The 23,032-nt window shown below is 33.0% G+C and carries 26 protein-coding genes; 16 read left to right on the top strand and 10 right to left on the bottom strand.

The window, feature by feature from the left end; all coding sequences use genetic code 11:
• Nucleotides 1-131: 131 nt before the first annotated feature.
• Nucleotides 132-611, bottom strand: a complete 480-nt coding sequence (locus tag ABD940_RS15110) for a metallophosphoesterase family protein (RefSeq protein ID WP_345205619.1) — start codon at nt 609-611, stop codon at nt 132-134.
• Between the two features lie 352 nt (nt 612-963).
• Here ABD940_RS15110 and ABD940_RS15105 point away from each other — a divergent pair, with 352 nt between their 5' ends.
• From ABD940_RS15105 to ABD940_RS15095, 3 genes are all read left to right on the top strand, one after another.
• Nucleotides 964-1,578 carry an NAD(P)H-dependent oxidoreductase gene (locus ABD940_RS15105; protein ID WP_345205616.1) on the top strand — a complete coding sequence of 205 codons (615 nt, stop codon included), beginning with the start codon at nt 964-966 and terminating at the stop codon, nt 1,576-1,578.
• Nucleotides 1,578-1,865, top strand: coding sequence for a putative quinol monooxygenase (locus tag ABD940_RS15100; RefSeq protein WP_345205614.1), 288 nt, complete (start codon nt 1,578-1,580; stop codon nt 1,863-1,865). Before ABD940_RS15105 ends, ABD940_RS15100 begins: the two co-directional genes overlap by 1 nt.
• 238 nt (nt 1,866-2,103) lie before the next feature.
• Entirely contained in the window at nt 2,104-2,778 is a 675-nt protein-coding gene (locus ABD940_RS15095) for a type 1 glutamine amidotransferase domain-containing protein (RefSeq protein ID WP_345205611.1), read from the top strand.
• Between the two features lie 122 nt (nt 2,779-2,900).
• On the opposite strand, the gene ABD940_RS15090 is transcribed toward ABD940_RS15095, so the two are convergent.
• The 3 genes from ABD940_RS15090 to ABD940_RS15080 all read right to left on the bottom strand — a co-directional run bounded on the left by ABD940_RS15090 (nt 2,901) and on the right by ABD940_RS15080 (nt 4,418).
• A complete protein-coding gene (locus tag ABD940_RS15090) occupies nt 2,901-3,344 on the bottom strand; it encodes a carboxymuconolactone decarboxylase family protein (RefSeq protein WP_345205607.1) in 444 nt (147 codons plus the stop codon).
• A 6-nt stretch (nt 3,345-3,350) separates the two neighbouring features.
• Nucleotides 3,351-3,782: a DoxX family protein gene (locus tag ABD940_RS15085; RefSeq protein ID WP_345205605.1), complete on the bottom strand. Its 432-nt coding sequence runs from the start codon at nt 3,780-3,782 to the stop codon at nt 3,351-3,353.
• Nucleotides 3,783-3,845: 63 nt separating this feature from the next.
• Entirely contained in the window at nt 3,846-4,418 is a 573-nt protein-coding gene (locus tag ABD940_RS15080; protein WP_345205602.1) for a Crp/Fnr family transcriptional regulator, read from the bottom strand.
• A 65-nt stretch (nt 4,419-4,483) separates the two neighbouring features.
• On the opposite strand from ABD940_RS15080, the gene ABD940_RS15075 reads away from it, so the two are divergent.
• Together ABD940_RS15075 and ABD940_RS15070 are read left to right on the top strand one after the other, a co-directional pair.
• Entirely contained in the window at nt 4,484-4,849 is a 366-nt protein-coding gene (locus ABD940_RS15075; protein WP_345205600.1) for a DUF1304 domain-containing protein, read from the top strand.
• A 10-nt stretch (nt 4,850-4,859) separates the two neighbouring features.
• Nucleotides 4,860-5,702 carry a hypothetical protein gene (locus ABD940_RS15070; protein ID WP_345205597.1) on the top strand — a complete coding sequence of 281 codons (843 nt, stop codon included), beginning with the start codon at nt 4,860-4,862 and terminating at the stop codon, nt 5,700-5,702.
• A 1-nt stretch (nt 5,703) separates the two neighbouring features.
• Here ABD940_RS15070 and ABD940_RS15065 read toward each other — a convergent pair whose 3' ends face one another.
• On the bottom strand, nt 5,704-6,195 hold the full coding sequence (locus ABD940_RS15065; RefSeq protein ID WP_345205594.1) for a redoxin family protein: 492 nt from the start codon (nt 6,193-6,195) through the stop codon (nt 5,704-5,706).
• Between the two features lie 148 nt (nt 6,196-6,343).
• Nucleotides 6,344-8,416: a TonB-dependent receptor plug domain-containing protein gene (locus ABD940_RS15060; RefSeq protein WP_345205591.1), complete on the bottom strand. Its 2,073-nt coding sequence runs from the start codon at nt 8,414-8,416 to the stop codon at nt 6,344-6,346.
• 123 nt (nt 8,417-8,539) lie between these two features.
• On the opposite strand from ABD940_RS15060, the gene ABD940_RS15055 reads away from it, so the two are divergent.
• The 7 genes from ABD940_RS15055 to ABD940_RS15025 all read left to right on the top strand — a co-directional run bounded on the left by ABD940_RS15055 (nt 8,540) and on the right by ABD940_RS15025 (nt 16,404).
• Nucleotides 8,540-9,727 (top strand): homogentisate 1,2-dioxygenase, encoded by a 1,188-nt coding sequence (locus ABD940_RS15055; protein ID WP_345205586.1) that lies wholly within the window; start codon nt 8,540-8,542, stop codon nt 9,725-9,727.
• Nucleotides 9,728-9,893: 166 nt separating this feature from the next.
• Entirely contained in the window at nt 9,894-11,168 is a 1,275-nt protein-coding gene (locus tag ABD940_RS15050) for an acetyl-CoA hydrolase/transferase family protein (protein ID WP_345205583.1), read from the top strand.
• A gap of 141 nt (nt 11,169-11,309) precedes the next feature.
• A complete protein-coding gene (locus ABD940_RS15045) occupies nt 11,310-12,089 on the top strand; it encodes a hypothetical protein (RefSeq protein WP_345205580.1) in 780 nt (259 codons plus the stop codon).
• A 232-nt stretch (nt 12,090-12,321) separates the two neighbouring features.
• Nucleotides 12,322-13,452: a 4-hydroxyphenylpyruvate dioxygenase gene (gene hppD / locus ABD940_RS15040; RefSeq protein WP_345205576.1), complete on the top strand. Its 1,131-nt coding sequence runs from the start codon at nt 12,322-12,324 to the stop codon at nt 13,450-13,452.
• Nucleotides 13,453-13,523: 71 nt separating this feature from the next.
• Nucleotides 13,524-14,009 carry a hypothetical protein gene (locus ABD940_RS15035; protein WP_345205572.1) on the top strand — a complete coding sequence of 162 codons (486 nt, stop codon included), beginning with the start codon at nt 13,524-13,526 and terminating at the stop codon, nt 14,007-14,009.
• 159 nt (nt 14,010-14,168) lie between these two features.
• A complete protein-coding gene (gene fahA, locus ABD940_RS15030; protein WP_345205570.1) occupies nt 14,169-15,416 on the top strand; it encodes a fumarylacetoacetase in 1,248 nt (415 codons plus the stop codon).
• A gap of 166 nt (nt 15,417-15,582) precedes the next feature.
• Complete coding sequence (locus ABD940_RS15025; protein WP_345205567.1) at nt 15,583-16,404, top strand: flavin reductase family protein; 822 nt, start codon at nt 15,583-15,585, stop codon at nt 16,402-16,404.
• 74 nt (nt 16,405-16,478) lie between these two features.
• Here the strand turns inward: ABD940_RS15025 and ABD940_RS15020 are convergent, their stop codons facing one another.
• Nucleotides 16,479-16,691 (bottom strand): hypothetical protein, encoded by a 213-nt coding sequence (locus ABD940_RS15020; RefSeq protein WP_345205565.1) that lies wholly within the window; start codon nt 16,689-16,691, stop codon nt 16,479-16,481.
• Between the two features lie 104 nt (nt 16,692-16,795).
• Nucleotides 16,796-17,635: an alpha/beta hydrolase family protein gene (locus ABD940_RS15015; protein WP_345205563.1), complete on the bottom strand. Its 840-nt coding sequence runs from the start codon at nt 17,633-17,635 to the stop codon at nt 16,796-16,798.
• A gap of 198 nt (nt 17,636-17,833) precedes the next feature.
• Between ABD940_RS15015 and ABD940_RS15010 the strand changes: the two genes are divergently transcribed.
• The 4 genes from ABD940_RS15010 (at nt 17,834) to ABD940_RS14995 (ending at nt 21,207) form a co-directional block, all read left to right on the top strand.
• On the top strand, nt 17,834-18,607 hold the full coding sequence (locus ABD940_RS15010; RefSeq protein WP_345205560.1) for a HipA family kinase: 774 nt from the start codon (nt 17,834-17,836) through the stop codon (nt 18,605-18,607).
• Nucleotides 18,594-18,977 carry a DUF3037 domain-containing protein gene (locus tag ABD940_RS15005; protein WP_345205558.1) on the top strand — a complete coding sequence of 128 codons (384 nt, stop codon included), beginning with the start codon at nt 18,594-18,596 and terminating at the stop codon, nt 18,975-18,977. Before ABD940_RS15010 ends, ABD940_RS15005 begins: the two co-directional genes overlap by 14 nt.
• A 21-nt stretch (nt 18,978-18,998) precedes the next feature.
• Nucleotides 18,999-20,021: a prolyl oligopeptidase family serine peptidase gene (locus ABD940_RS15000; RefSeq protein WP_345205556.1), complete on the top strand. Its 1,023-nt coding sequence runs from the start codon at nt 18,999-19,001 to the stop codon at nt 20,019-20,021.
• Nucleotides 20,022-20,118: 97 nt separating this feature from the next.
• Complete coding sequence (locus ABD940_RS14995; protein ID WP_345205554.1) at nt 20,119-21,207, top strand: serine hydrolase domain-containing protein; 1,089 nt, start codon at nt 20,119-20,121, stop codon at nt 21,205-21,207.
• Between the two features lie 49 nt (nt 21,208-21,256).
• Here ABD940_RS14995 and ABD940_RS14990 read toward each other — a convergent pair whose 3' ends face one another.
• On the bottom strand, nt 21,257-22,018 hold the full coding sequence (locus ABD940_RS14990) for a phospholipase D family protein (RefSeq protein ID WP_345205552.1): 762 nt from the start codon (nt 22,016-22,018) through the stop codon (nt 21,257-21,259).
• A gap of 96 nt (nt 22,019-22,114) precedes the next feature.
• A complete protein-coding gene (locus ABD940_RS14985) occupies nt 22,115-22,939 on the bottom strand; it encodes an alpha/beta hydrolase (protein ID WP_345205549.1) in 825 nt (274 codons plus the stop codon).
• Between the last annotated feature and the right edge of the window lie 93 nt (nt 22,940-23,032).

Below are 23,032 nucleotides of genomic sequence, written 5' to 3'. Positions count from 1 at the left end.
AATACAAAATTACAAAATAATCATATTACTGATATCTTTTCATTTCTTAAAAACGAAGCGTAATAATCTGGAATTTCACTTTTCTCGATTTTTTGGGCAACTTCTTCAAGAGGATAATTCAACTGAATGATTTAGGGAATAATTTTTTCTTCATTTAAAGTCAAAATAACATAAGAAGCCAATCTGTTTTCTTCCCTTGAACGTCCTACAGAACCGGCGTTAATTGCCCACTTTCCGTTAAAATATTTCGTAAAAGATAAATGAGTATGTCCCATTAAAATTACATCAGACTGAGATTCATTCAAGATATTTTGAAAAATTCCATCGTCTTCATTTTCATACAAATAGACATCATTACTCTTTAAATTGGAATGTACCAATTGAATATTCCAATGTTTTTTGCCTATCTTATAGTTTAATTTTAAATAAAATGGTAATTCTGACAAAAATATTTTATTCTCTTTTGTAATATATTTTTTAGAATGATCAATTGCTAAAAATCTGGCTTCGGTTTCTTCCTGAGAATGTTTACTTAAAGGAACTACAGGAATGTCAAAAGCAATTCTTTCATCGTGATTTCCCATTAAACAAGGAATATTTAAAAACTTCATTTTTTCAATAACTTCATTTCCCCAAGGTGCAAAATCCACCAGATCTCCCAGACAAAACTTTTAACTTTTGTTGTATCCCTCTCTCTTCAATATCATTTAACACAACTTCCAACGCAGGAAGATTTCCATGCACATCACTAAAAACTGCAATCTGTATCATTTTATCCGTCAATTTTATCAAACAAATTTACAGTGCAGAATTTTAAAATAGATTTAATTATTAATGATATTCAACATGATTTAGAAATTTCAATATATCATTTTTATAATACTTAACTATAATTCATATTATTTTTATTATACAAAGCTCCATCCTAACTTTGCATCATAAAATTTAAACAATCATACAACAATGAAAAAAGTATTAATCATTAACGGTGGACAAAATTTCGGACATTCCGGAGGAAAATATAATCAGACAATCGCAGATAATACATTGGAAGTTTTAAAAGAATTTGAAAATGTAGAGGTAAAAATAACGAATGTAGGAGAAGGCTATGATAAAAACGAAGAGGTAGAAAAATTTGTTTGGGCAGATTATATTATTTATCACACCCCGATCTGGTGGTTTCAGTTACCGAATGGTTTGAAAAAATATATCGATGAAGTTTTTACAGCAGGTCATGCCAAAGGAATTTATATGAGCGACGGAAGAACTTCGGATAATCCAAAAATAAACTACGGAACAGGAGGAATGTTGGGTGGAAGAAAGTACATGGTAACAACAAGTTGGAATGCACCTGAAACGGCTTTCACACTTCCCGGAGAATTCTTTAACGAAACAAGCGTAGATAACGGACCATTATTTGGTTTTCATAGAATGAATTCTTTTGTTTCTTTGGAAAAGATAGAAAGTTTTCATTTCCATGATGTAGAAAAAAATGCGAATATTGAACGCGACATGAAACTTTACAGAGAACATCTTACAACAGTTTTTGAAAAAGAATTAAAACCACAATTAGTCTAATGAAAATTTATTTGACAGCCGTTATTAAGGCAAAAGAAGAACACAGATCTGAAGTCTTGGAAGTTCTTCAGAATATGGTAAAAGAAACCGTAAAGGAAGAAGCGAACGAATTATACTCGCTTCATCAGGGAATTGAAGATAAAAATCAATTTGTTTTCTATGAAATATGGAAAAGTGAGGAAGGTTTAGCGCAGCACAATCAACAATCATATATTCAAGCTTTTGGAGCTTTAGTTGATGAAAAATTGCAGGAAAAACCACAGATTTATTTAACTGAAATTATTTAATATTTTTACCGCAAAAGAATCAAAAGAAATGATTGAAAACAAGAAATACGAAAGAAGACAAAATTCCAAGTTCAATTTTGTACACTTTTAAAATTCTAAAAATGCAATAAAATCTATTGATTCTTTTGTGGTAAAAAATCCAAACCAATACAATTTAAACATGAAAAAATTAGTGTTTTTAGTGCTTGCCATTTTCACAATAGGATTCGTTCAATCGCAAACCAAAAAATCTAAAAATATGAAAAAGAAAATTTTATTTGTCGTGACCAGTCATGATAAAAAGGGCGATACAGGCGAGGAAACCGGATATTATCTTGGGGAAGTATCTCATCCTTGGGAAGTTCTTCACAATGCCGGTTACGAAATCGATTTTGTAAGTCCTAAAGGCGGAACTCCTCCTGTTGACGGATTTGATTTAAAGGATCCGGTAAACAAAGAATTCTGGGAAAATAAAGAATACAAAAATAAAATCGACCATTCTTTAAAGCCTTCCCAAGTGAATCCAGGTGATTATTCAACCATATTTTACGCAGGAGGTCACGGTGCAATGTGGGATTTTGCGGATAATGCAGAGTTATCAACAATTGCTTCAAAAATTTATGAAAACGGAGGAATTGTTGCAGGAGTTTGTCACGGTCCTGCAGGTTTGGTGAACATTAAACTAAACAATGGTAAATATTTAGTTGATGACAAAAAAATCAACGCTTTTACCAACGAAGAAGAATCTGAAGTAAAATTAACGAATGTTGTTCCTTTTCTTTTGGAAGATAAATTGAAAGAAAGAGGCGCAAAATTTGAAAAATCAGGACTTTGGCAGAATCATGTAGTGACGGATCAAAGAGTAATTACAGGGCAAAATCCACAGTCTGCAAAAAGTGTTGGTGAAGCTATTTTAAAAGAATTAAGTAAATAATATTTTAATATTTAATCCCAAAAGAAAATTTTTCAGACAAACGAAATGGAAAATCTTACAATAAACAAAAGCGCTTCTCAATATTGGGAAGTGCCTTTTAGTAAATAACTTAAACTCAAGATTTATTTCGCAATCGGCAAATGGGTACTAATTCCGATTCTGTTCCATGCATTAATTGTAATGATTGCCATGATGATCTGTGCAATTGTAGCTTCGTCAAAAACCTGTTTTGCCTTGTAATACGTTTCTTCTGTTAATCCTTTTTGACTGATTAAAGTAATTTCTTCTGTCATTTCCAAAATCACCTGTTCTTCTTCCGTGAACAATTCTTTCGCTTCTCTCCATGCATTTAAAAGGAAAATTCTTTGTGGAGTTTCGCCGTATTTTAAGGCATCTTTCGTGTGCATATCCAAACAGAATGCACATCCGTTGATTTGTGAAGCTCTGATTTTGATCAATTCCTTCTGAATTTTGTTTAAAGAAATTGTCTGAAGGTAACCTTCTAATCCTAACATTGCTTTGTAGGCAGCCTTATCGGTCGTTGCCATGTCTAGTCTTGTACTCATACTATTTTATTTTTTGTTTGTTAAATTATCTATTGTAAATGAATATTTTTCCTGATTTGCCAATAAAAATGCAGCTGCACTTCCTACCCAGACTGAGTAATCCAAAGGTGCTTTAATTCCCAATGCAACCGACATCGACAAAGCAAAAATCAACAATAAAAATCCCGCTCCATAAGCTGCTATCTTAGTTTTAAAACCTAAAATAAGCATTAATGGAAAAAGTATTTCTAAAAAAGTTGCAGCATATGCGGAAAATGTGCTTAAACTTTCAGGAAGAAAAAATGTGAGCTGTTTTGTATATTTTTCAAAATTTTCCCAGTTTCCCCAAGCGGAATTTTTACCCCAAAATCCAAATCTGTCGGCAATTGCAGAAAGCATTGTTACAGCAATTGCTATTCTCAAAAATAGCTGTGGAAATAAATTGTTTTTGTTTGTCATGATATTGGCTTTTTATTACATGACAAAGTTGCGACTTCTGAATCGCAAAAATCTTAAACTGGTTTAAGAACGTAATTTTGCTCTGATTTCACTTAAATATTCCGGAGTGAAACCTAAATAGGAAGCAATTAAATATTGTGGAATTCTTTGGATAAATTCAGGATATTGAGTGCTGAAATGAGTGTACAATTCTTCCCGGCTCATTTCATATAAATAGCGGATTCTCCTTTCTGATGCAGCATAAGCTCTCTGATAGATCATTCTGAAATAACGCTCCATTACCGGATGTTCTTTCAATAATTCTTCCTGAGTCTGAAGATTAATCTCCAAAATAACAGATTTTTCTACCGCCTGAATATAAAAGTCTGATTTTATTTGTCTTTCATAAGCGAAAGTATCGGTAATCCACCAGTTTTCTATAGCAAATTCTGTGGTCTGCTCTACTCCCTTTTCATTCACGAAAAACTTTCTCATACAACCTTTTACGACAAAAAACATCGATTTGCAAACTTCGCCATCATGCATCATATTGTGCTTTTTCTTTACTTCCAATACCTGAAAAAAAGAAACAACAGAAGCAAATTCTTCGTCATTTATATCAATGAATTTATCTAAATGTGTCTTGAAAGTTTCCATTTTTGAAATTGTGTAACCAAACTTAACTTTATTTTTTTAGTTTTACAATGACAAAACAGTAAATCATGGAAATCGTTGCTAAAATTTTAATCGCAATTGTCGCAATCGAACACATCTACATTCTTTGGATGGAAATGTTTGCATGGGAAACCAAAGGAAAAGAAGTCTTCAAAAAAGCACTTCCTGCAGAAATGTTTAAACCAACGAAAGGTTTAGCCGCTAATCAGGGGCTTTACAACGGTTTTCTTGCAGCAGGATTAATCTGGTCTTTTTTAATTGAAGATCCGAAATGGCAAACTAATATTTCCCTATTTTTCTTGGGTTGTGTTGCTGTAGCCGGAATTTATGGCGCAATTTCTGCGACGAAAAGAATATTTTTTGTTCAGGCTTTGCCGGCTATTTTGGGGATTCTTGCTGTTTTGTTGAAATAGTTTTTTATTAATGTCTAAAGAAAAATTTGAATTTAAAAGAAGCTTTTTTGATAATGATTTTAATTTAGCTTTTATTTCAATTTTAGGATTACCTTTTATTTTAATAAAAAAAGGTTCACTTGATTTGACATTCGGAAGTATTATTTTTACCATTTACTCATTGATAATTTATTTTTCATTATCAAATGTTTTTAAAATAATAATATTTAATAATGAAACAGAGCTAATTAACGTTTTTGGAAGAAAAAAATTAATACCCAACAGTAAAATATCCTTTTCAGAAGAATATTACAAAAAAGAGGCTAAAGATTTTGTTATACATACCCGTAAATTAAAAATTCAATTTCCAAATAATAAAATCACAATTTATAAAGACGATCAATTAAATTACAATGAATTAGTTGCTTATTGTAAAGAAAAATATGTGCAAGCAAATACTAAAAAAATAAATTCTCAATTTTATTTGATTTCGGCATCAATAATTTGTTTTGGAATATATTTTTTAATCTTAACAAAAAATTGTTTTAAAGAAAAAAAACACGATAATTTAGAAAGTATTCAAAAGTTTGGGTATGTAAAAATAGAAGGTACTTTTAATGATTATAAAAACATTGGAAGAGGCAGTTCTCAAATTCTTATTCATCTGGAAGAATATCCAGAGTTTGAATTTTCACCTAATGATTTCTCGCAAAACCAATCGACATACTATGACAAGCTAAATATGAAAGGAAAAAAAATTACTTTTTATATTTCGCCAAATGAATACAAGAAAAAAATTCAAAAATCTATTCCTCTAAAATTTTATGATAAATATTTTGAATATAATGAAATTACAATTTATAAATTGCAATAAATTATTCAAATCCTAAAAGTTCCGACAACTTCCTTTTCATTTCTTCAGTCTTGAAAACCCCTTCATGATATTCAACCAAATTCTGATCTTTATCTAAAATAATCCACAACGGATAAACAGGCTGATTTTTATTTTTAGATAAAGCCAAGACCAACTCATGAATTCCTGAATTTCCATTTGGAAGATAATTAAATTCTTTCCCCTGAAAATTGATTTTCTCTTTTGTTTTTTCAGCTTCAAAATTGATGAAATAAAAATCTTCATTAATCGTTTTAACCAAATCTTTATCTTTGTTCAAGTTAAAAAATTCGATTTTACAAACTGAGCACCAACTCGTATAAATATGAATAATAATCGGCTTAGGATTGTTTTTTTGCTGAATTTCCAAATCAGAAAAAGTGCCTGTTTTTATCTGTGAAAGACAAAAACACGGCACTAACATTAAAAATAAAAATATCGTTAAAAGTCTCATTTCATAAATTTTATGATTCATGATTTTATTTTTACCACAAAAGAGACAAAAGATTTTCAAACTTTCCTTAGTTATTTAAAAGCATAGCGTTTAAAATTTCACATTTTGTAAACTTTTTAAAATCTAATTTTTTCAATAATTTCTTTTGCTTCTTTTGCGGTAAAAACGTTTATTTCAAAATATATTTTACGCCCATAAATCCTCTTATTTTCTGCATCGGAGCATATCCGTAAGTAGTATCAAAAGTATAATGATTGGGATTATTAATCGGATCATCAACATTCTTATCAAACGGATCAAACGGTCGCATTAACGGATCTTTCGGAGTGAAATTGAATAAATTTTTCACCCCACAATACACCTCAAATCCGGATTTGAAACTCTTCGAAACCTGAATATTGGCAAGATTATAAAACGGCGAATATTCCGGTCTGTAATCATTCGGTAAAACCGGCAGTCGCATCGGTCCGTAAAACTGTCCTGTAAAATCTACCGTCACATTATTTTTGAATTTATAGGTCAGATTATAGGTTCCACTCCATTTTGGGGCGTGAAGTTGTTGTGATTTTTCATTTTCTCCATCAAATTTCTGATAAACATCGAGGTATGTCACTCCAACATTCACACTTAAATGAAAACTGAAGCTATAATCCACATTTAAAGAAGCACCTCTCGAAATCCCATAACCATGAAGATTATCATAAATAATTTTCTGAGGATCCGTATCAAAATCTCCTACAATTTTATTGCTGAAATAGGTGTAAAATGCAGAAGCATCGAGATTAAGTAATTTATCCCCAACAGGAATTTTCCACATATAATTTAAATTTCCATTGATAGATTTTTCTGGTTTTAAATTAGATTGAATCACAACATCCCGAGAACCTGTCAACGCTGCATGATCTTCCGTAAACAAGTTCACCACACGGAAACCTGTCCCAAAATTGAATCGTAACGTATGATACGGATTGGGTGAAAATTTCCACGCAAAACGCGGTGAATGCACAGAATGATGGATTTTATCATAATCAAATCTGTAACCCAACAACAACGTATTTTTTTCATTAATTTCCCATTGATCCTGAATAAATGCACCCAAAATTGGGGATTTCATCGGCTCGTTTGTAAATCCGTCGGAAGATGAAGTTCCTGGTGTATTATCGTCATAAAAAGTTCTTTTGAAAGTCACGCCCAAAATCAAATCATGATTTCCAAGTTTTTTATCCCAATATGTTTGTGCAAAAGCCACTTTTTGGGTTGCCATAAAAGGATTATTTCCATAAAAAGAATTCTGATCATGAAAATTATAAGAAAGCTGTGTCACTATATTTTCCTTCAAAGGCCATTGATAGACTCCAAAAGCTTCTACCCTATTTGTATAAATACTTTCACCGTAGACATCTCCACTTCCGCGATACGATTTATTCCACTGCATTTCTCCGCCGAAACGGTCTTCATATAAATATCTCAACGCAAAACTTGCCAATCGGTTTTCTTTTCTCTGGAAATTCCATTTATTAAATATTGAGATTCTGTTTTGCAATGCTGCATCCGTGAAATTATCTTTATTGTAATCGAATCTTTTGGTATAATTAAAATAATTCAAGCTTAATAAAGAAGCTACATTTTTTCCAAAATTAAATTTCGTTGACAAGTCCACATTATTCTCGTTCCAGGTCGTTGTCATCAGATCAACACTCAGTTTTGGAGCCGTTAAAGCGTTTTTAGTGATAATATTAATGACTCCGCCCATCGCTTCAGAACCATAAAGTGACGAAGCCGGACCTTTCACGACTTCAATTCTGTCAACTAAGCTATTTGGAATTCCACTCAATCCGTAAACTGTTGAAAGTGAACTCACAATTGGCATTCCATCAATTAAAATCATGGTATAAGGTCCCTCTAAGCCATTAATGTGAATATCTCCTGTATTACAAACCGAACAATTAAGTTGAGGTTTTACACCATTCACCATTGCAATTGATTCAAAAATATTGGGAGTAGGATTTTTCTGGAAAAATTTCTGAGTGTAAATTTCTACTGCAACAGGACTTTTCGATTTACTTATCGGTTTTATTGTTCCCGTAATTACAACATCTTCAATCAGTTTGGTTTTGATTTCCTTTTTGTTTAAAATTTTAACCGAATCCTGTTTTTTAGATTGATTTAATGCTAAACTATCCGTTTCCTGTGAGAAACAATAAGTTGATAAAAAGAGTAAAGAAAATAATATTCGTTGCATGAAATTAAAATTGTTAGACAAAACTAACATTTATTTTTAGAATAACAAAACTTGATTAAAAAATGTTATTTAAATCAATTCATGAAAAAGTATTAAATTTGAGAAACTAGATATAAAAGTAAAATGAGATATCATCAGTCGGGAAATATCCCACCAAAAAGACATACGATTTTCAAGTCTCCGGAAGATAAATTCTACTACGAACAGCTTTTCGGGACGGAAGGTTTTCACGGAATTTCTTCATTATTATACCATATTCACCGTCCGACTCAGATAAAATCTATCGGCGAAGCAAAAGATGTAGCGCCGAAAATTGCTGTTGAAAAAAATGTGACTCCAAGAATGTTTAAAGGAATGAATGTAACTCCTGAAGACGATTTTATGGACAGCCGAAAGTTTTTAATGGTAAACAATGACCTGAAAATGGGATTGTCGAAGCCTAGAAAATCAATGGATTATTTCTATAAAAATGCTGAATGTGACGAGCTTTTATACGTTCATAACGGAAGCGGAATTTTGAAGACTTTTGTAGGAAATTTAGAATTTTCTGTCGGTGATTATCTGATCATTCCGAGAGGAACAATTTATCAGGTTGAATTAAATTCTGATGACACTGTTTTCTTTGTAGTAGAAAGCCATTCTCCGATTTACACGCCAAAAAGATACAGAAACGAATTCGGACAACTTTTAGAGCATTCTCCGTTTTGTGAAAGAGATATCATCGCACCAACTTTTGTTGCACCAAAAGACGAAAAAGGAGAGTTTTTAATTAAAGTAAAAAAAGAAAACCAGATCACGGATTTCATTTACGCAACACATCCTTTCGATGTTGTAGGTTGGGACGGCTATTTTTATCCTTATAAATTTAATATTAAAAATTTCGAACCGATTACAGGTAGAATTCACCAACCGCCACCGGTTCACCAGACTTTTGAGGCACACAATTTTGTGGTTTGCTCGTTCTGTGCAAGAATGTATGACTATCATCCGATGGCAATTCCTGCGCCTTACAATCACTCGAATATCGATTCTGATGAAGTTTTATTCTATACAGAAGGTGATTTCATGAGCCGTAACCACATTGACTTAATGGACTTTACTCTTCATCCGGGAGGAATCGTTCACGGACCTCATCCAGGTGCGATGGAAAGAAGTATCGGAAAAAAATTCACCGAAGAATATGCTGTGATGGTTGATCCTTTCCGTCCTTTAAAACTTACGGAAGAGGCTTTAAAAGTAGAAGACCCTTCTTACAAAACTTCATGGTTGGAAGAACAGGATAAAACAATGGAAGACCGTTCACAAGAATAATTCTATTTTAACAATTAAACATATAAAAAGGACTGAATGTAGATCATTTAGTCCTTTTTTTGTTGGATTTAAACCAAAACATGACAAATATCTGCGAATATTTGGGTTCAATAAAAACAATATGAACTATCTTTAAGACAGAGAAAAATTCATAAAAAATTTCAATATGCCAAATTATATTACCGCAGAAGAAGCTATTTATACCATTAAAAGCGGAAACCGCGTTTTCTTTCACGGAAGTGCATGTACTCCAAATTATTTAATTGACGAATTAGCGAGACAATCACATCGTTTAGATAATATCGAAATGGTTTCCATTACTCAACAAGGAAATGTAGAAATCGCAAAACCTGAATATAAGGACAAATTTTTCGTAAATTCTTTGTTCGTTTCGACGCCGGTTCGCGATGCGGCGAACTCTGACAGAGGAGATTTTGTGCCGGTTTTTTTAAGTGAAATTCCTATTTTATTCAGAAAAAATATTTTACCGCTGGATGTTGCTTTAATTACGGTTTCTCCTCCCGACAAACATGGATTTTGTACATTGGGAACTTCCGTTGATGTAGCAAGATCAGCTGTTGATACGGCAAAAATTATTGTGGCAATTGTTAATCCTTTAATGCCAAGAACTCACGGTGATGGAATGATTCACATTAGCAGAATTCATAAGCTGGTTTGGCATGAAGAAGAACTTCCAACTGTTGATTATAGCGCAAAAGTTGGTCCGGATGAAATGCTTGTCGGAAAAAATGTGGCAGAGCTTATTGAAGACAGATCTACCCTTCAAATGGGAATCGGAACCATTCCTGATGCTGTTTTAAAATGTCTGGGAAACCATAAAGATCTTGGTGTTCATACGGAAATGTTGAGCGACGGAGTGATTGATTTAATTCAAAATGATGTCATTAACAATAAATACAAAGGTTATAACGATAATAAAACGATCACAAGTTTCTGTTTCGGAACAAGAAAACTGTATGATTATGTTGATGACAATACAGTGTTTTCGTTTGATGATGTAAGCAACGTCAACTTTCCTATCAATATCATGAGAAATAAGAAAATGGTTGCCATTAATTCTGCCATAGAAATTGATTTAACAGGACAAGTCTGCGCAGATTCTATCGGAACCATGCAGTACAGCGGAATTGGCGGACAAATGGATTTTATGAGAGGAGCAGCATTGAGTGAAGACGGAAAACCTATCATTGCTATTACTTCAAGAACAAAAAAAGGAGTTTCCAGAATTGTTCCTTATCTTAAACAAGGAGCAGGAGTTGTAACAACAAGAGGTCACATTCATTGGGTAGTTACAGAATACGGAACGGCTTATCTATACGGAAAAAATCTTCGCCAAAGAGCTCAGGAACTGATCAGCATTGCGCATCCGGATGACAGAGAAATGTTGGAAAAGGCAGCTTTCGAAAGATTTAAACATTAAATGTTTAAGCACTAAAAGTTTTTTTATTATATATTTGTCATGCTATCAAAATGTATTCCTCATTTAACATAATAAAATATTGAGAAAGTATTAAGTATTTGGCGGTATATTTGATAAAAAAGCTTTTAAAAACATTGGAGATTGAAAACTATATATAATTCGATAAGGGAGGAGGTTGTAAAGCATTCTAAGGTAAAGAATTCGGTTTTGGGGAATGTACAAGAATGGAAACGAAGCCATTATATTATTCTTTCCGAAATCATTAAAGATGAATTATCCGAAGCTGAGGAACTAAAAGGAGGAAAAAAATTCGAGATAGGAAATACTATTTCGCACGTTACATTGCAGCGTTTTTTTGAAAATGATTATCAGGATAAAACGCATAATGATCTGAGATTTCTAAAAACTTTAGATAAGATCTGTATTTTTTTAGGTTATAAAGATCTGAATGCCTACATACAGTTTGTCAAGGAAAAAAGACAGGAAAATGAGGAGAACAATAATCAGAAATTTCTTCAGATTGTATATGATTACTGTTCGACTGTTTTCGAATTTTACAAGCAATTTCCTGATCATAAGACAGAGATGTTCAAAGAATTAGTTTTCGATGAGTCTCCGTTTTTAGAAAGAGCATCGCAGTTCAGTAAGGAATTGTGTGACAGAGATTTTCAGTTGGTAACAAAAAATAACCGTTCCAATTATGAGGTTTTCGACATTCATGTTGTAACGGATGAACCTGATAAAAAAATCCTCGAATCTCAGGAATTTTGGAATCTTTTATTTAAAGTTGGCGAAACCGGGGAAGAACATTTTGTAAATCAACTGAACACTCAAATTTATTTCATTAGGAAAATAAATAATGTCTGGAAGATTTGGGATAATTATAATCCTGATGCAGGAAGATTGAACAATATTAAATAAAAAAAGCTGCAGGAAAATCCTACAGCTTTTGTGTTTCGAAATATTTTTTTTTCACTTGTTGTGAATACAAATGTATACATATTAGTTGCAACACAATAAACTTAAGCATACTTAAATGAACTCTTCTTTAAGCCTATATTAATCTTGCCTAACGTTTGTTTGTTTATATTTTTCGTATTAGTAAGAAATTCGTAATTTGCATACCCATAAATATAAAAGTAAAAATAGAAATATGTCAACACTTACATTTGCCGAAAAAATTGCTCAAGCTGAGAATTTTTTGCCAATCAACGGTACAGATTACATTGAGTTTTATGTAGGAAATGCTAAACAGGCTGCTCATTATTATAAAACCGCTTTCGGTTTTCAGTCTGTTGCATACGCTGGTCCTGAAACAGGAGTAAGAGATCGCGCTTCTTATGTTCTTCAACAAGGGAAAATAAGATTGATTTTAACGACTGGTCTTAAATCTGATTCTCCAATCAGCGAGCACGTAAAAAAACACGGTGACGGAGTGAAAATTTTGGCACTTTGGGTAGACGATGCTTATGCAGCTTTCGAAGAAACTACAAAAAGAGGCGGAAAACCATATTTAGAGCCTGTAACTTTGACAGATGAGCACGGTGAAGTAAGAATGTCCGGAATTTATACTTACGGAGAAACTGTTCACATGTTTATTGAAAGAAAAAACTATACAGGTCCTTTCATGCCTGGTTACGAAAAATGGGAAAGCGCTTATCAACCTGAAGAAGCCGGTTTATTATATGTTGACCACTGCGTAGGAAACGTAGATTGGGACAGAATGATCCCAACTGTTGAATGGTACGAAAAAGTAATGGGATTTGTAAACATCCTTTCTTTTGACGACAAACAGATCAACACAGAATATTCTGCTTTAATGTCTAAAGTAATGTCAAACGGAAACGGATTCGCAAAATTCCCGATCAACGAACCGGCAGAAGGTAAAAAGAAATCTCAGGTAGAAGAATACCTTGATTTCTATGAAGGTGAAGGAGTACAGCACATTGCAGTTGCCACAAAAGACATCATTCATACAGTAACAGAATTGAAAAAACGTGGTGTAGAATTCCTTTCAGCTCCACCAGAAGCATATTATGACATGGTTCCTGAAAGAGTTGGTCATATTGACGAAGATCTTAAAAAACTTCAGGATTTGGGTATCCTTATTGATCATGATGAAGAAGGATATTTACTTCAAATCTTTACTAAACCCGTAGAAGACCGTCCTACTCTATTCTTCGAAATTATTGAAAGACACGGAGCTCAGAGTTTCGGTGCAGGTAACTTCAAAGCTTTATTCGAAGCTTTGGAAAGAGAACAGGAAAGAAGAGGAAATCTTTAATTTTAACAACAATATAGAGTTTTGTCAGGATGAAAAGTCTTGACAAAACTTTTTTATAAAAACACATTATTATGAGAAAATTTTTAGTTGGAATTTTATTTTTTGGAGCAACATTTGGGTTAAAAGCACAATATGGTTCATTAAATGGTATTCTTGACCGACTTGAAGAAAGAAAAGGAGTCAACCAAAATCTGGAATCTGTAAATATCGATAACAAAAAATTTATCTTTATTAAAGATGAAGCAGATCATACGGAAAGGGATTTTATTGTAATTAAAGGCAATAAAGCGACTTATGTGGAAGTTTTCGACGACAAAGCAACAGGAGAAACAAGTTCAAACGTTTTTTCCGGTGATATTGTAAGAAACAGAAAAAACATTATTTCTTTAAGAGCAGATCTTTTGGAGAATAAAAAAGTTCCCATTCCGGTTACCAAAACTTTATTGCTAACAAGACAGGACAACATTTTGTATCTGATTGACGTTAACACTAAAGACAGATGGATTGACGAAGAATCTTTCTCTAAAACTAAGGCAAAAAATAAATCTAAAAAATAAATTCAATTGTCATTTCGAGAAACGAAGTGAAAAAGCAATTTTTAAACACAAATCCCAAATATCTTTCGCAAATATAGTTATCATAAAACTTGTGCTTATTCGTGTAAAGATTAATGAATTTGGTGTTTAAAATTCAAATCCAAATTAAATTTAAAAATTATGAAATCATTTGTAGAGTATTCATCAAATTCAGATTTTTCAATACATAATATTCCGTTCGGAGTAGCAGTTTTCAACAAAGAATATATCGCATGTTGTACAAGAATCGGAGATCAGATTGTTGATCTTGCAACATTACACGATCTTTCTTATTTTGAAGAGATAGAAGGTCTGGACGATAATTTTTTCGAAGCTTATACCTTAAATGAATTCATTGAATTGGGAAAACCAATTACAAATGCCGTTCGTTTGAAAATTCAGGAATTATTACTGGAAGGTTCAATTTTATCTAAAGACGAAAAAACAATCGAAGATGCTTTCTACGATTTAGATCAGGTAAAAATGATGATGCCTCTTCATATCCCGAATTACACAGATTTCTACAGCAGCATCGAACACGCAACCAACGTTGGAAAAATGTTCAGAGATCCTGCAAATGCTTTGTTGCCAAACTGGAAACATTTGCCTGTAGGTTATCACGGTAGAGCTTCATCGATCGTAGTTTCCGGAACCGATATTATTCGTCCAAAAGGTCAGACAAAACCTGCAGATGTAGAAAAACCAATTTTCGGACCTTCAAAACAATTGGATTTTGAACTGGAAATGGCTTTCATCATCAATCAGAACACCGAAATGGGCGAAAGTATTTCTACAAAAAATGCTGAAGATGCAATTTTCGGAATGCTGGTTTTCAACGACTGGTCTGCAAGAGATATCCAATCTTGGGAATATGTTCCGCTAGGACCATTTTTGGGTAAAAATTTCGGTTCGTCAGTTTCTCCATGGGTTGTTACTATGGAAGCTTTAGAACCATTCAGAACAACTTCTCCAACTCAGGATCCTGAAGTTTTAGATTATTTAAAATTTGAGGGAGATAAAAATTATGATATTAATTTAGAAGTTTATTTACAGCCAGAAAACGGTGAAGAAAATTTAATTTCTGAGAGTAATTATAAATTCATGTACTGGAATATGGCTCAGCAATTGGCTCATCATACAGTAAATGGCTGCAACGTTGAAGTTGGTGATCTATATGCAAGTGGAACAATCTCAGGAAGCGATCCGAAATCTTTCGGTTCTATGCTTGAATTAACTTGGAGAGGTCAGAATCCAATCCAATTAAGCAACGGACAAGAAAGAAAATTCATCGACGATAATGACACTGTAACTATGAAAGCTTGGGCTGAAAAAGATGGTGTGAGAGTTGGTTTCGGTGAAGTTTCAGGGAAAATCACTCCTGCGATTTAATTATAATTTTAAACAAATAATTGAGATGCTTCGACGAGCTCAGAGTGACATCGCTACAAACTGGTTGCTAAAACATTACGTTTATCACAGCTAGTATTAGAAATGTCACTCTGAGCTTGTCGAAGCATCTCTATTTAAGATATAAACACTTTCAGTATCAAAAAACATGAAAACAGTAATCCCCTCCGAAATAACACCCGTACAGCTACAACTTGTCATGCAAACAGCCGTTTCACCGCGTCCGATTGCATTGGCTTCGACAGTTGATAAGAATGGTGAAATCAATTTATCGCCGTTCAGTTTTTTCAATATGTTCAGTACGGTTCCTCCGATTTTAATTTTTTCACCATCGAGAAGAGTTCGTGACAATACCACAAAACATACTTTGGAAAACGTTTTGGAAACCTCTGAAGTAGTTATTGGAACTGTAAATTTTCCGATTGTGCAACAGATTTCTTTGGCTTCAACAGAATATGGAGATGGTGTAAATGAATTTATAAAATCCGGTTTGACGATGAAAGATGCTGATTTGGTTAAGCCTAAATTAATCGAAGAATGTCCTGTTAATTTTGAATGTAAAGTTTTAGAAGTAAAACCTTTAGGAGATCAAGGCGGTGCCGGAAATCTGGTTATTTGTGAAGTTCAGAAAATTCATATCAGAGAAGAATATTTGGATGAACAGGGAAATCTGGATCAGGCAAAACTGGATATGGTGGCTCGTTTAGGCGGAAACTGGTATTCGAGAAATAATGAAAATAATCTTTTTGAAGTCCCAAAACCTTTGGTAACAAAAGGAATTGGTTTCGATCTTCTTCCTAATGAAATTAAATTAAGCAAAATCTTTACAGGAAACGATTTGGGAATGCTTGCTAATGTTGAGGTTTTACCTGCAGGAGAGTATTATGCAGATGAAAATATTCATCAAAATGCTCAGAAATTGTTACTTGAAAGTAAAATTGAAGAAGCTTGGAAAATTTTAATTAAATAATTTTCAAATTATACTTAAAACATAAAAGGAGTGAAAAATTTTCACTCCTTTTTTTATTTCTTAATACTAAACATTTAATAGCAGCATTTCCATCGTCCTTGAGCATCTATAACTTCTGTTCCTAAATAAGGCGGTGCACACGGAGGTACAACACATCTGCCTTGTCCATCACCAATATAATCACTAAAGCAACCGCTTAAATTACATAGATTTTTTTCTCCACCTGTAATTTGCTTTTGAGCTTCTCTGCTTAATTTTTGACCATTTTTTAAATTTGAATTTTTCATAATAATTTTAATTCTTGGCGTTATTAATATTTTTCACTAATATATGAAAAATTCAATATAATTAAGAATATCAACATTGAAATTCAATAAATTACAAATAATCCTTACATCTTCTCTTTGATAAATTTAATAGATTTTTCCACAACGCCATTCAGATCTTTAGGTAATTCTTGCTCTTCCCAAGGTTCTTTTGCACCAAAAGTATGATTTGAATTTTCAATTAAATACAATTCAGAATTTGGGTTTAAAATATGAAGATGTTCCGCATTTTTCACATTCACACTTTCATCATTTGTACCATGAATAATTAAAACATGAGCTTTTGCCATTTCAGTTGCTCTCTCTACATCAAATCGATGCTCATCTTTTTCAAAATCTTCATAAAACTGATAATAATGAGGCATTTCTTGTTTCGTCCGTCCGTTTGTAACATAATAAACCCCTGCTTCTTTCCATTTTTCAAAAGCATCATTTTTTGGAAAACGATCCAAAGTATCGACACTTGCCAAAGTAATCAACCCATTGATTCTTTCATCCTCATATGTTTTAACAATAGAAACCCCTCCTCCTCTACTGTGACCAATTAAAACGATTTTCTGATCATCAACTTTTCCATTTTTTACAAAATAATCAATTACAGCTCCCAAATCAGAAAGTTCTTTTGAATAATTATTGTTCCCAAAAGCTTCCAAATCCGCAAAATTATGAGGATCTTCAACCGTCGTTCCGTTATGGGAAAAATTAAACTTAACAAAGAAAAATCCAGCTTCTGCAAACTTTTCCGCCATCAAATTCCAGGCTCCCCAATCTTTGTAGCCTTTGTAACCGTGAACGAAAATGACTAAAGGTAATTTTTCTTCTGTTTCAGGATAAAATGCATCGGCAAGGAAATCTCTGGTTTCCGGATTTGAGATGATGGTATTTTGTTGTTTTGTGATCTGCATATATTTTGTTTATAATTTGTTAAACGTTTTTTATCATTTCGACGAAGGAGAAATCTTTATATTTAATAGATTCTTCATTACGCTTCGCTTCGTTCTGAATGACAAACGTACCTCAAAAAAAGATTAATCAAAAATTATTTTCCACTTAAAAATATTAAAAATAGAATTAAACACAAAGGAAAACCTTATTTTTGCTTCATGTTGGATTTAAGAACGGTAACCGTGATGCGTTATATTCTGCCGCTTCGTGAGGGAGGTTCGCTTCCGGCCTTGGCAGAAGCTGATGATGATTTTAAGTATGTATTGAAATTCCGTGGCGCTGGTCATGGCGTTAAAATGTTGATCTCCGAATTATTAGGAGGAAAAATAACAGAAGCTTTAGGATTAAAAATTCCTGAACTCGTTTTTGTTAACCTTGATGTAGATTTCGGAAGAGCTGAAGCGGATGAGGAAATTCAGGATTTATTGAAAAATTCTGAAGGATTGAATTTAGGATTGCACTATCTTTCCGGCTCGATTACGTATGATCCAAGTGTAAAAATTGATTCAATTCTGGCTTCAAAAATTGTTTGGCTGGATGCATTTATCACGAATATTGACCGAACTTTCAAGAACACGAATATGCTAATGTGGCATAAAGAATTATGGGTGATTGACAACGGTGCATCTTTTTATTTCCACCATTCGTGGCAGAATTTTGATACGGCAGCAAAAACTCCGTTTAAATATGTAAAAGATCACGTTCTGCTTCCGCAAGCAACAAAATTGGATGAAGCCGATACGTTTGCGAAAGAAGTTTTAAATGACACTCTATTCAGAGAAATTGTCGATCTTATTCCTGAAGACTGGTTGCATTGGAATGATGCCGATGAAACTCCTGAAGAAATCCGTGAGATCTATTTCAACTTTTTGAAAACACGACTGGAAAATTCTGAAATCTTTTTAAACGAAGCCAAAAATGCAAGAGGATAAAATTTACGAATACGCTGTAATACGCTTGGTTCCGAAGGTTGAAAGAGAAGAATTTTTCAACATCGGATTGGTGATGTTTTCTAAAAGAGAGAAATTTATTAAGGTTGAATTTTATTTATGTCCCGATAAATTCAGATTAATGCACAGCAAACTGGATTACGATGATATCATTCAAAATCTGGAAAGCTTCAAAAAAATCGCGGAAGGAACGAAAGACGGAGGACCGATCGCTCAACTAGAAATTCCGGAACGTTTCCGTTGGTTAACGGCTGTGAGAAGTTCTGTGGTTCAGACTTCCCGACCTCATCCCGGAAAATCTAAGGATCTGGAAAAAACTTTTGGTAGACTTTTTGAGGAGTTAGTGAAATAACACTCTTCAAAATAATATTCTATGAAATCATTCAATAACAATATAATTTACAGGTTTTCCATGAACCTGTTTTTTATTTTACTTTTAAATTTATTCAGCTTAAGTTATTCTCAACCTCCAATTAATGAATCCAAGCTTCCTCCAAGTACTCTTCTTCCTGAGAAAACTACATTTTTAAAAGATATTTCCTATAAAAACGACAATTCAGGAAAACCTCTTCTTTTAGATATTTACAAACCGAAAAACTCGACTTCTGAAAATCTTCCTGTAGTCATTTATGTTCATGGCGGAGCATGGGCAAAAGGTGATAAAACAGTAAGAGCCGACAGTTATATCGAAAGTTTTATTTTAAAATTAGTAGAAAAAAATTACGCTGTCATCAGTATTGATAATACTTTGGTGAGTGAAACAGTTCATTTTCCATTGCCTGTTCAGGATACAAAAGATGCTGTAAGATGGGTAAGAAAAAATGCAGAAAAATATCATTTTGATCCCAATAATATAGGTTATTTCGGAGCTTCATCGGGCGCTCATTTGTCAATGCTTTCTGCTTATTCCAATGATAACGATTATGTTGGAAGTTCCGAACTTTCGTCTTATTCCGGAAAGGTAAATTATGTGGTAAGTAATTTTGGACCGACAGATTTAAATAAACTTTTACATACAAGATTAGGTAAAATTCCGGTAGCTATTGTCGGACTTTTCTTTAAACCAATTGTTGAAATCAGGCAAAAACTGGTATTTGGAATTTCAGGATATGATATTAAAAATGATAAAAGAAAAGCAGTTGATTATTTAAAAACAGTTTCTCCGATAAATTATACTGATAATGCTGTTCCTACCTTTATTCTTCATGGAGATAAAGATAAAGTTGCACCTATCAATCATTCAAAAAGATTGGTTAAAAAACTCAAAAAGCAAAATATTGAAACAAATTTAATTATTGTAAAAGATGGAACCCACGGTTTCGGAACAACTGATAAAACTTACATTAATCAACTGAATGATGAAATGGTGAATTTTATTGTTGCGCATACGAAGTAGTTTTTATGAAATAAACAAGATTAAACTTTATTTAACATTATAAATTTAACTAATATAAATTTTATTTATCTAAAAATCAGAATTAAAACTGATTTCCATGAAAATAAAAAATCTACTTTCAATTTCTGCATTTTGTTTCATTGCACTATCCTGTAGTTCCGATGATTCTATTGAGCAACCAACGCAAACCGACAATACATCAACGGAAGCCATGTATTTCCCGCCGTCAAACAGTGATACATGGGAAACAAAATCACTATCAAATTTAGGATGGCATCAGGATAAAGTTCAGGATCTGTTGACTTATCTTGATACAAAACATTCAAAAAGTTTCATGATTCTTCAAAACGGAAGAATTGTAATGGAAAATTATTTTTCGGGACATACTTCTACAACACCTTGGTATTGGGCAAGTGCAGGAAAAACATTAACCTCAACCATGACCGGAATTGCAGAACAGGAAGGATTTTTAAATATCAATAATAAAGTTTCAGCATATATCGGAACCGGCTGGACGAGCGAACCTTTAGCCAAAGAAAATCTCATCACCTGCAAAAATCTATTAACCATGACTTCAGGTTTGGATGATAGTTTAGGTGATGATGTAACTCCCGCAAACCTACAATATAAAGCAGATGCGGGAACAAGATGGGCTTATCACAATGTCTATGTAAAACTTCAGGATGTCGTTGCAGCCGCAACCGGACAAACCTGGTCGCAATATTTCAATACAAAACTGAGAGATAAAATCGGGATGACCGGAAGCTGGATTCAAAGTGGTGACAACAGTGTTTACTGGAGTACGACGAGAAGTATGGCTCGTTTTGGATTAATGGCTTTAAACAACGGCAACTGGAACGGAACGCAAATCATTAACTCTAATTATTTTCAAAGTGCTACAACCACTTCTCAAAATATCAATCTTGCTTATGGATATTTGTGGTGGCTGAATGGAAAAGCAAGTTATCATATGCCACAAACACAGTTTCAATTTAATGGAAAACTGATTCCGAGTGCGCCGGATGATATGTTTTGTGCTTTGGGTAAAAATGATCAGAAAATCTATGTCGTTCCGAGCAAAAAATTAGTCATTATCAGAATGGGAGATGCAGCGGATAATGTGAATCTTGCCCTTTCTGATTTTGATGATGTTTTGTGGCAAAAAATAAATGCAGTGATTAATTAAAAAAAGCAAATTCACCCATCAACTATTAATTAACAACCATCAACCAACTCTAATTAATCGGCTCATCATATAACTGGCTTCCCCAAAATTGTATATCTCGTTCGGGTAAACCTGAATGATAAAAAACTTCTTTCACTTCTTCTATAATCTGGGCAACTGCATTCGGGTCGGAAGTTCTGATTCTTGTTTCATGATTATCTTTTACCCCGCTTCCAGTGAAGTTAAGAGAACCCAGATAAGCAATTTCATCATCAATAATATAGATTTTACTATGAATGAAAGTTTTATTAGAAGAATTTCCGCTATTGGGTGACACAAAAACTTTAAATGGAAAAAGCTGTTTATAAGTGTAATGATAAACTTTTGTTCTTTTAATTTTTTTCACAACAGAATCTCTCAGAAAAAACATCAGAGCAACAATAATAAAACCAAAAGCAAGTTTAAAATTGTTCAAAAGATACATTAACGGAAGCAAAACCACACCTAAACCAATCATTGCAAAAAGCAAAGTTCCGGATAAACTCATAAGATTATCTCTTGTCTGTTTTGCCTTTTCATCAATTTTTTTATGTTGAATGATAAGCTTGTGGATATTTTTGTCATAGCCATAAAAATCCTCAATTTCATCGGTGGTAATCAGTCTGATTTTAATTCCTCTTGAATGAAGATTAATCAGTTCTTTAATCAAAAAAGGTGAAAGATAAGGCGAAACAATTTTCACATTTCTCTGAGCATTTCTGATGTCCTGCATCATCTTTGCACCCGCACTTTTCCCTATATAAATATCACAAACCGCGTTGTTATAAAACATATTTTCGAAATAATTTAATTTGCTCTAAAATAAAAAGCTTCGCAAGATAAAACCTGCAAAGCAATTATTAAATAAAATTTGTACTATTTATTAAAATTATTTTTCTTTTTTCAGCTTTTCTACCCTTTTGATTTCGTTGATTAATAACGGAAATGCGGGTTGCGCCATTCCGCCGTGATCAAAACCTTGCAATTCGTACAAAGTTGTTTCTTTATGACCTTTCAGTTTCATCATTCGAACCATGTAAGCGTTTTCTTCGTATCGTCCCAATAATTCTTTTTCACGATCACCTGTAATTAATAACAAAGGCGGCGCATCGGCTCTGATAAAATGAAGCGGCGCAAAATTATCAATTCTTGCATCCAGTTCATCTATTCCTTTTTCTTTTCTGATTGTAAAATGTGAAATCATCTGTCCGCTGAAAGGAATAATTCCGGCAAATTTATTGGCATCAATTCCGTATTTGTTTAAATAAGATTTGTCTAAACCTACCATAATAGCGAGATAACCTCCTGCAGAATGTCCTGAAATAAAGATTAAATCTTCACTGCCTCCATAATTTTTAATGTTTTTAAAAATCCATGCCGTTGCTGCGGCGGCATCTTCAATGTATTTCGGAGCATTTACTTTCGGTGAAAGTCTATAATTAACACCGATTACAGCAATTCCCTTATTTTTTAAAGCTTCTGGGATTTCCTTTTGTCCGCCAGTTAAACCTCCTCCATGAAACCAAATTACTGTCGGGAAATTTTTCACATTTTTCGGAATATAAATATCCAATACACATCTTTCATTGATGTAAGCATTAGATGTATTGATTTTTGCATCGTAATAATGAATATTATTTTCTGTACGATATTCCTGAGAAAAAAAAGGATTTGAAAATAGTGTTAGAATTAAAAATATCAGAATCTTTTTCATTGTAAGCTTTTAATATTTAAATATACAAAATTTACATTGTCTCATTTTGAGTTATAAATATTTATTTGACTTTTAAAATTAAAATTCCCACAG

Origin of the sequence: Chryseobacterium ginsengisoli (genome assembly GCF_039542325.1) — a bacterium.
Taxonomy (GTDB): domain Bacteria; phylum Bacteroidota; class Bacteroidia; order Flavobacteriales; family Weeksellaceae; genus Chryseobacterium; species Chryseobacterium ginsengisoli.
Note: the sequence above shows the minus strand (reverse complement) of the source record. Positions and strands in the feature narration are given on the sequence as shown.

Coding starts and splice junctions, on each gene's coding strand:
- ABD940_RS15035 (WP_345205572.1), top strand. CDS start 13,524: ATGAGAAAATTTTTAGTTGGAATTTTATTTTTTGGAGCAACATTTGGG.
- ABD940_RS15080 (WP_345205602.1), bottom strand. CDS start 4,418: ATGGAAACTTTCAAGACACATTTAGATAAATTCATTGATATAAATGAC.
- ABD940_RS15110 (WP_345205619.1), bottom strand. CDS start 611: ATGAAGTTTTTAAATATTCCTTGTTTAATGGGAAATCACGATGAAAGA.
- ABD940_RS14985 (WP_345205549.1), bottom strand. CDS start 22,939: ATGAAAAAGATTCTGATATTTTTAATTCTAACACTATTTTCAAATCCT.
- ABD940_RS15025 (WP_345205567.1), top strand. CDS start 15,583: ATGAAAACAGTAATCCCCTCCGAAATAACACCCGTACAGCTACAACTT.
- ABD940_RS15000 (WP_345205556.1), top strand. CDS start 18,999: ATGAAATCATTCAATAACAATATAATTTACAGGTTTTCCATGAACCTG.
- ABD940_RS15050 (WP_345205583.1), top strand. CDS start 9,894: ATGCCAAATTATATTACCGCAGAAGAAGCTATTTATACCATTAAAAGC.
- ABD940_RS15010 (WP_345205560.1), top strand. CDS start 17,834: ATGTTGGATTTAAGAACGGTAACCGTGATGCGTTATATTCTGCCGCTT.
- ABD940_RS15055 (WP_345205586.1), top strand. CDS start 8,540: ATGAGATATCATCAGTCGGGAAATATCCCACCAAAAAGACATACGATT.
- ABD940_RS15100 (WP_345205614.1), top strand. CDS start 1,578: ATGAAAATTTATTTGACAGCCGTTATTAAGGCAAAAGAAGAACACAGA.
- fahA (WP_345205570.1), top strand. CDS start 14,169: ATGAAATCATTTGTAGAGTATTCATCAAATTCAGATTTTTCAATACAT.
- ABD940_RS15085 (WP_345205605.1), bottom strand. CDS start 3,782: ATGACAAACAAAAACAATTTATTTCCACAGCTATTTTTGAGAATAGCA.
- ABD940_RS15005 (WP_345205558.1), top strand. CDS start 18,594: ATGCAAGAGGATAAAATTTACGAATACGCTGTAATACGCTTGGTTCCG.
- ABD940_RS15060 (WP_345205591.1), bottom strand. CDS start 8,416: ATGCAACGAATATTATTTTCTTTACTCTTTTTATCAACTTATTGTTTC.
- ABD940_RS14990 (WP_345205552.1), bottom strand. CDS start 22,018: ATGTTTTATAACAACGCGGTTTGTGATATTTATATAGGGAAAAGTGCG.
- ABD940_RS15075 (WP_345205600.1), top strand. CDS start 4,484: ATGGAAATCGTTGCTAAAATTTTAATCGCAATTGTCGCAATCGAACAC.
- ABD940_RS15020 (WP_345205565.1), bottom strand. CDS start 16,691: ATGAAAAATTCAAATTTAAAAAATGGTCAAAAATTAAGCAGAGAAGCT.
- ABD940_RS15065 (WP_345205594.1), bottom strand. CDS start 6,195: ATGAATCATAAAATTTATGAAATGAGACTTTTAACGATATTTTTATTT.
- ABD940_RS15015 (WP_345205563.1), bottom strand. CDS start 17,635: ATGCAGATCACAAAACAACAAAATACCATCATCTCAAATCCGGAAACC.
- ABD940_RS15095 (WP_345205611.1), top strand. CDS start 2,104: ATGAAAAAGAAAATTTTATTTGTCGTGACCAGTCATGATAAAAAGGGC.
- ABD940_RS15070 (WP_345205597.1), top strand. CDS start 4,860: ATGTCTAAAGAAAAATTTGAATTTAAAAGAAGCTTTTTTGATAATGAT.
- ABD940_RS15105 (WP_345205616.1), top strand. CDS start 964: ATGAAAAAAGTATTAATCATTAACGGTGGACAAAATTTCGGACATTCC.
- ABD940_RS15090 (WP_345205607.1), bottom strand. CDS start 3,344: ATGAGTACAAGACTAGACATGGCAACGACCGATAAGGCTGCCTACAAA.
- ABD940_RS14995 (WP_345205554.1), top strand. CDS start 20,119: ATGAAAATAAAAAATCTACTTTCAATTTCTGCATTTTGTTTCATTGCA.
- hppD (WP_345205576.1), top strand. CDS start 12,322: ATGTCAACACTTACATTTGCCGAAAAAATTGCTCAAGCTGAGAATTTT.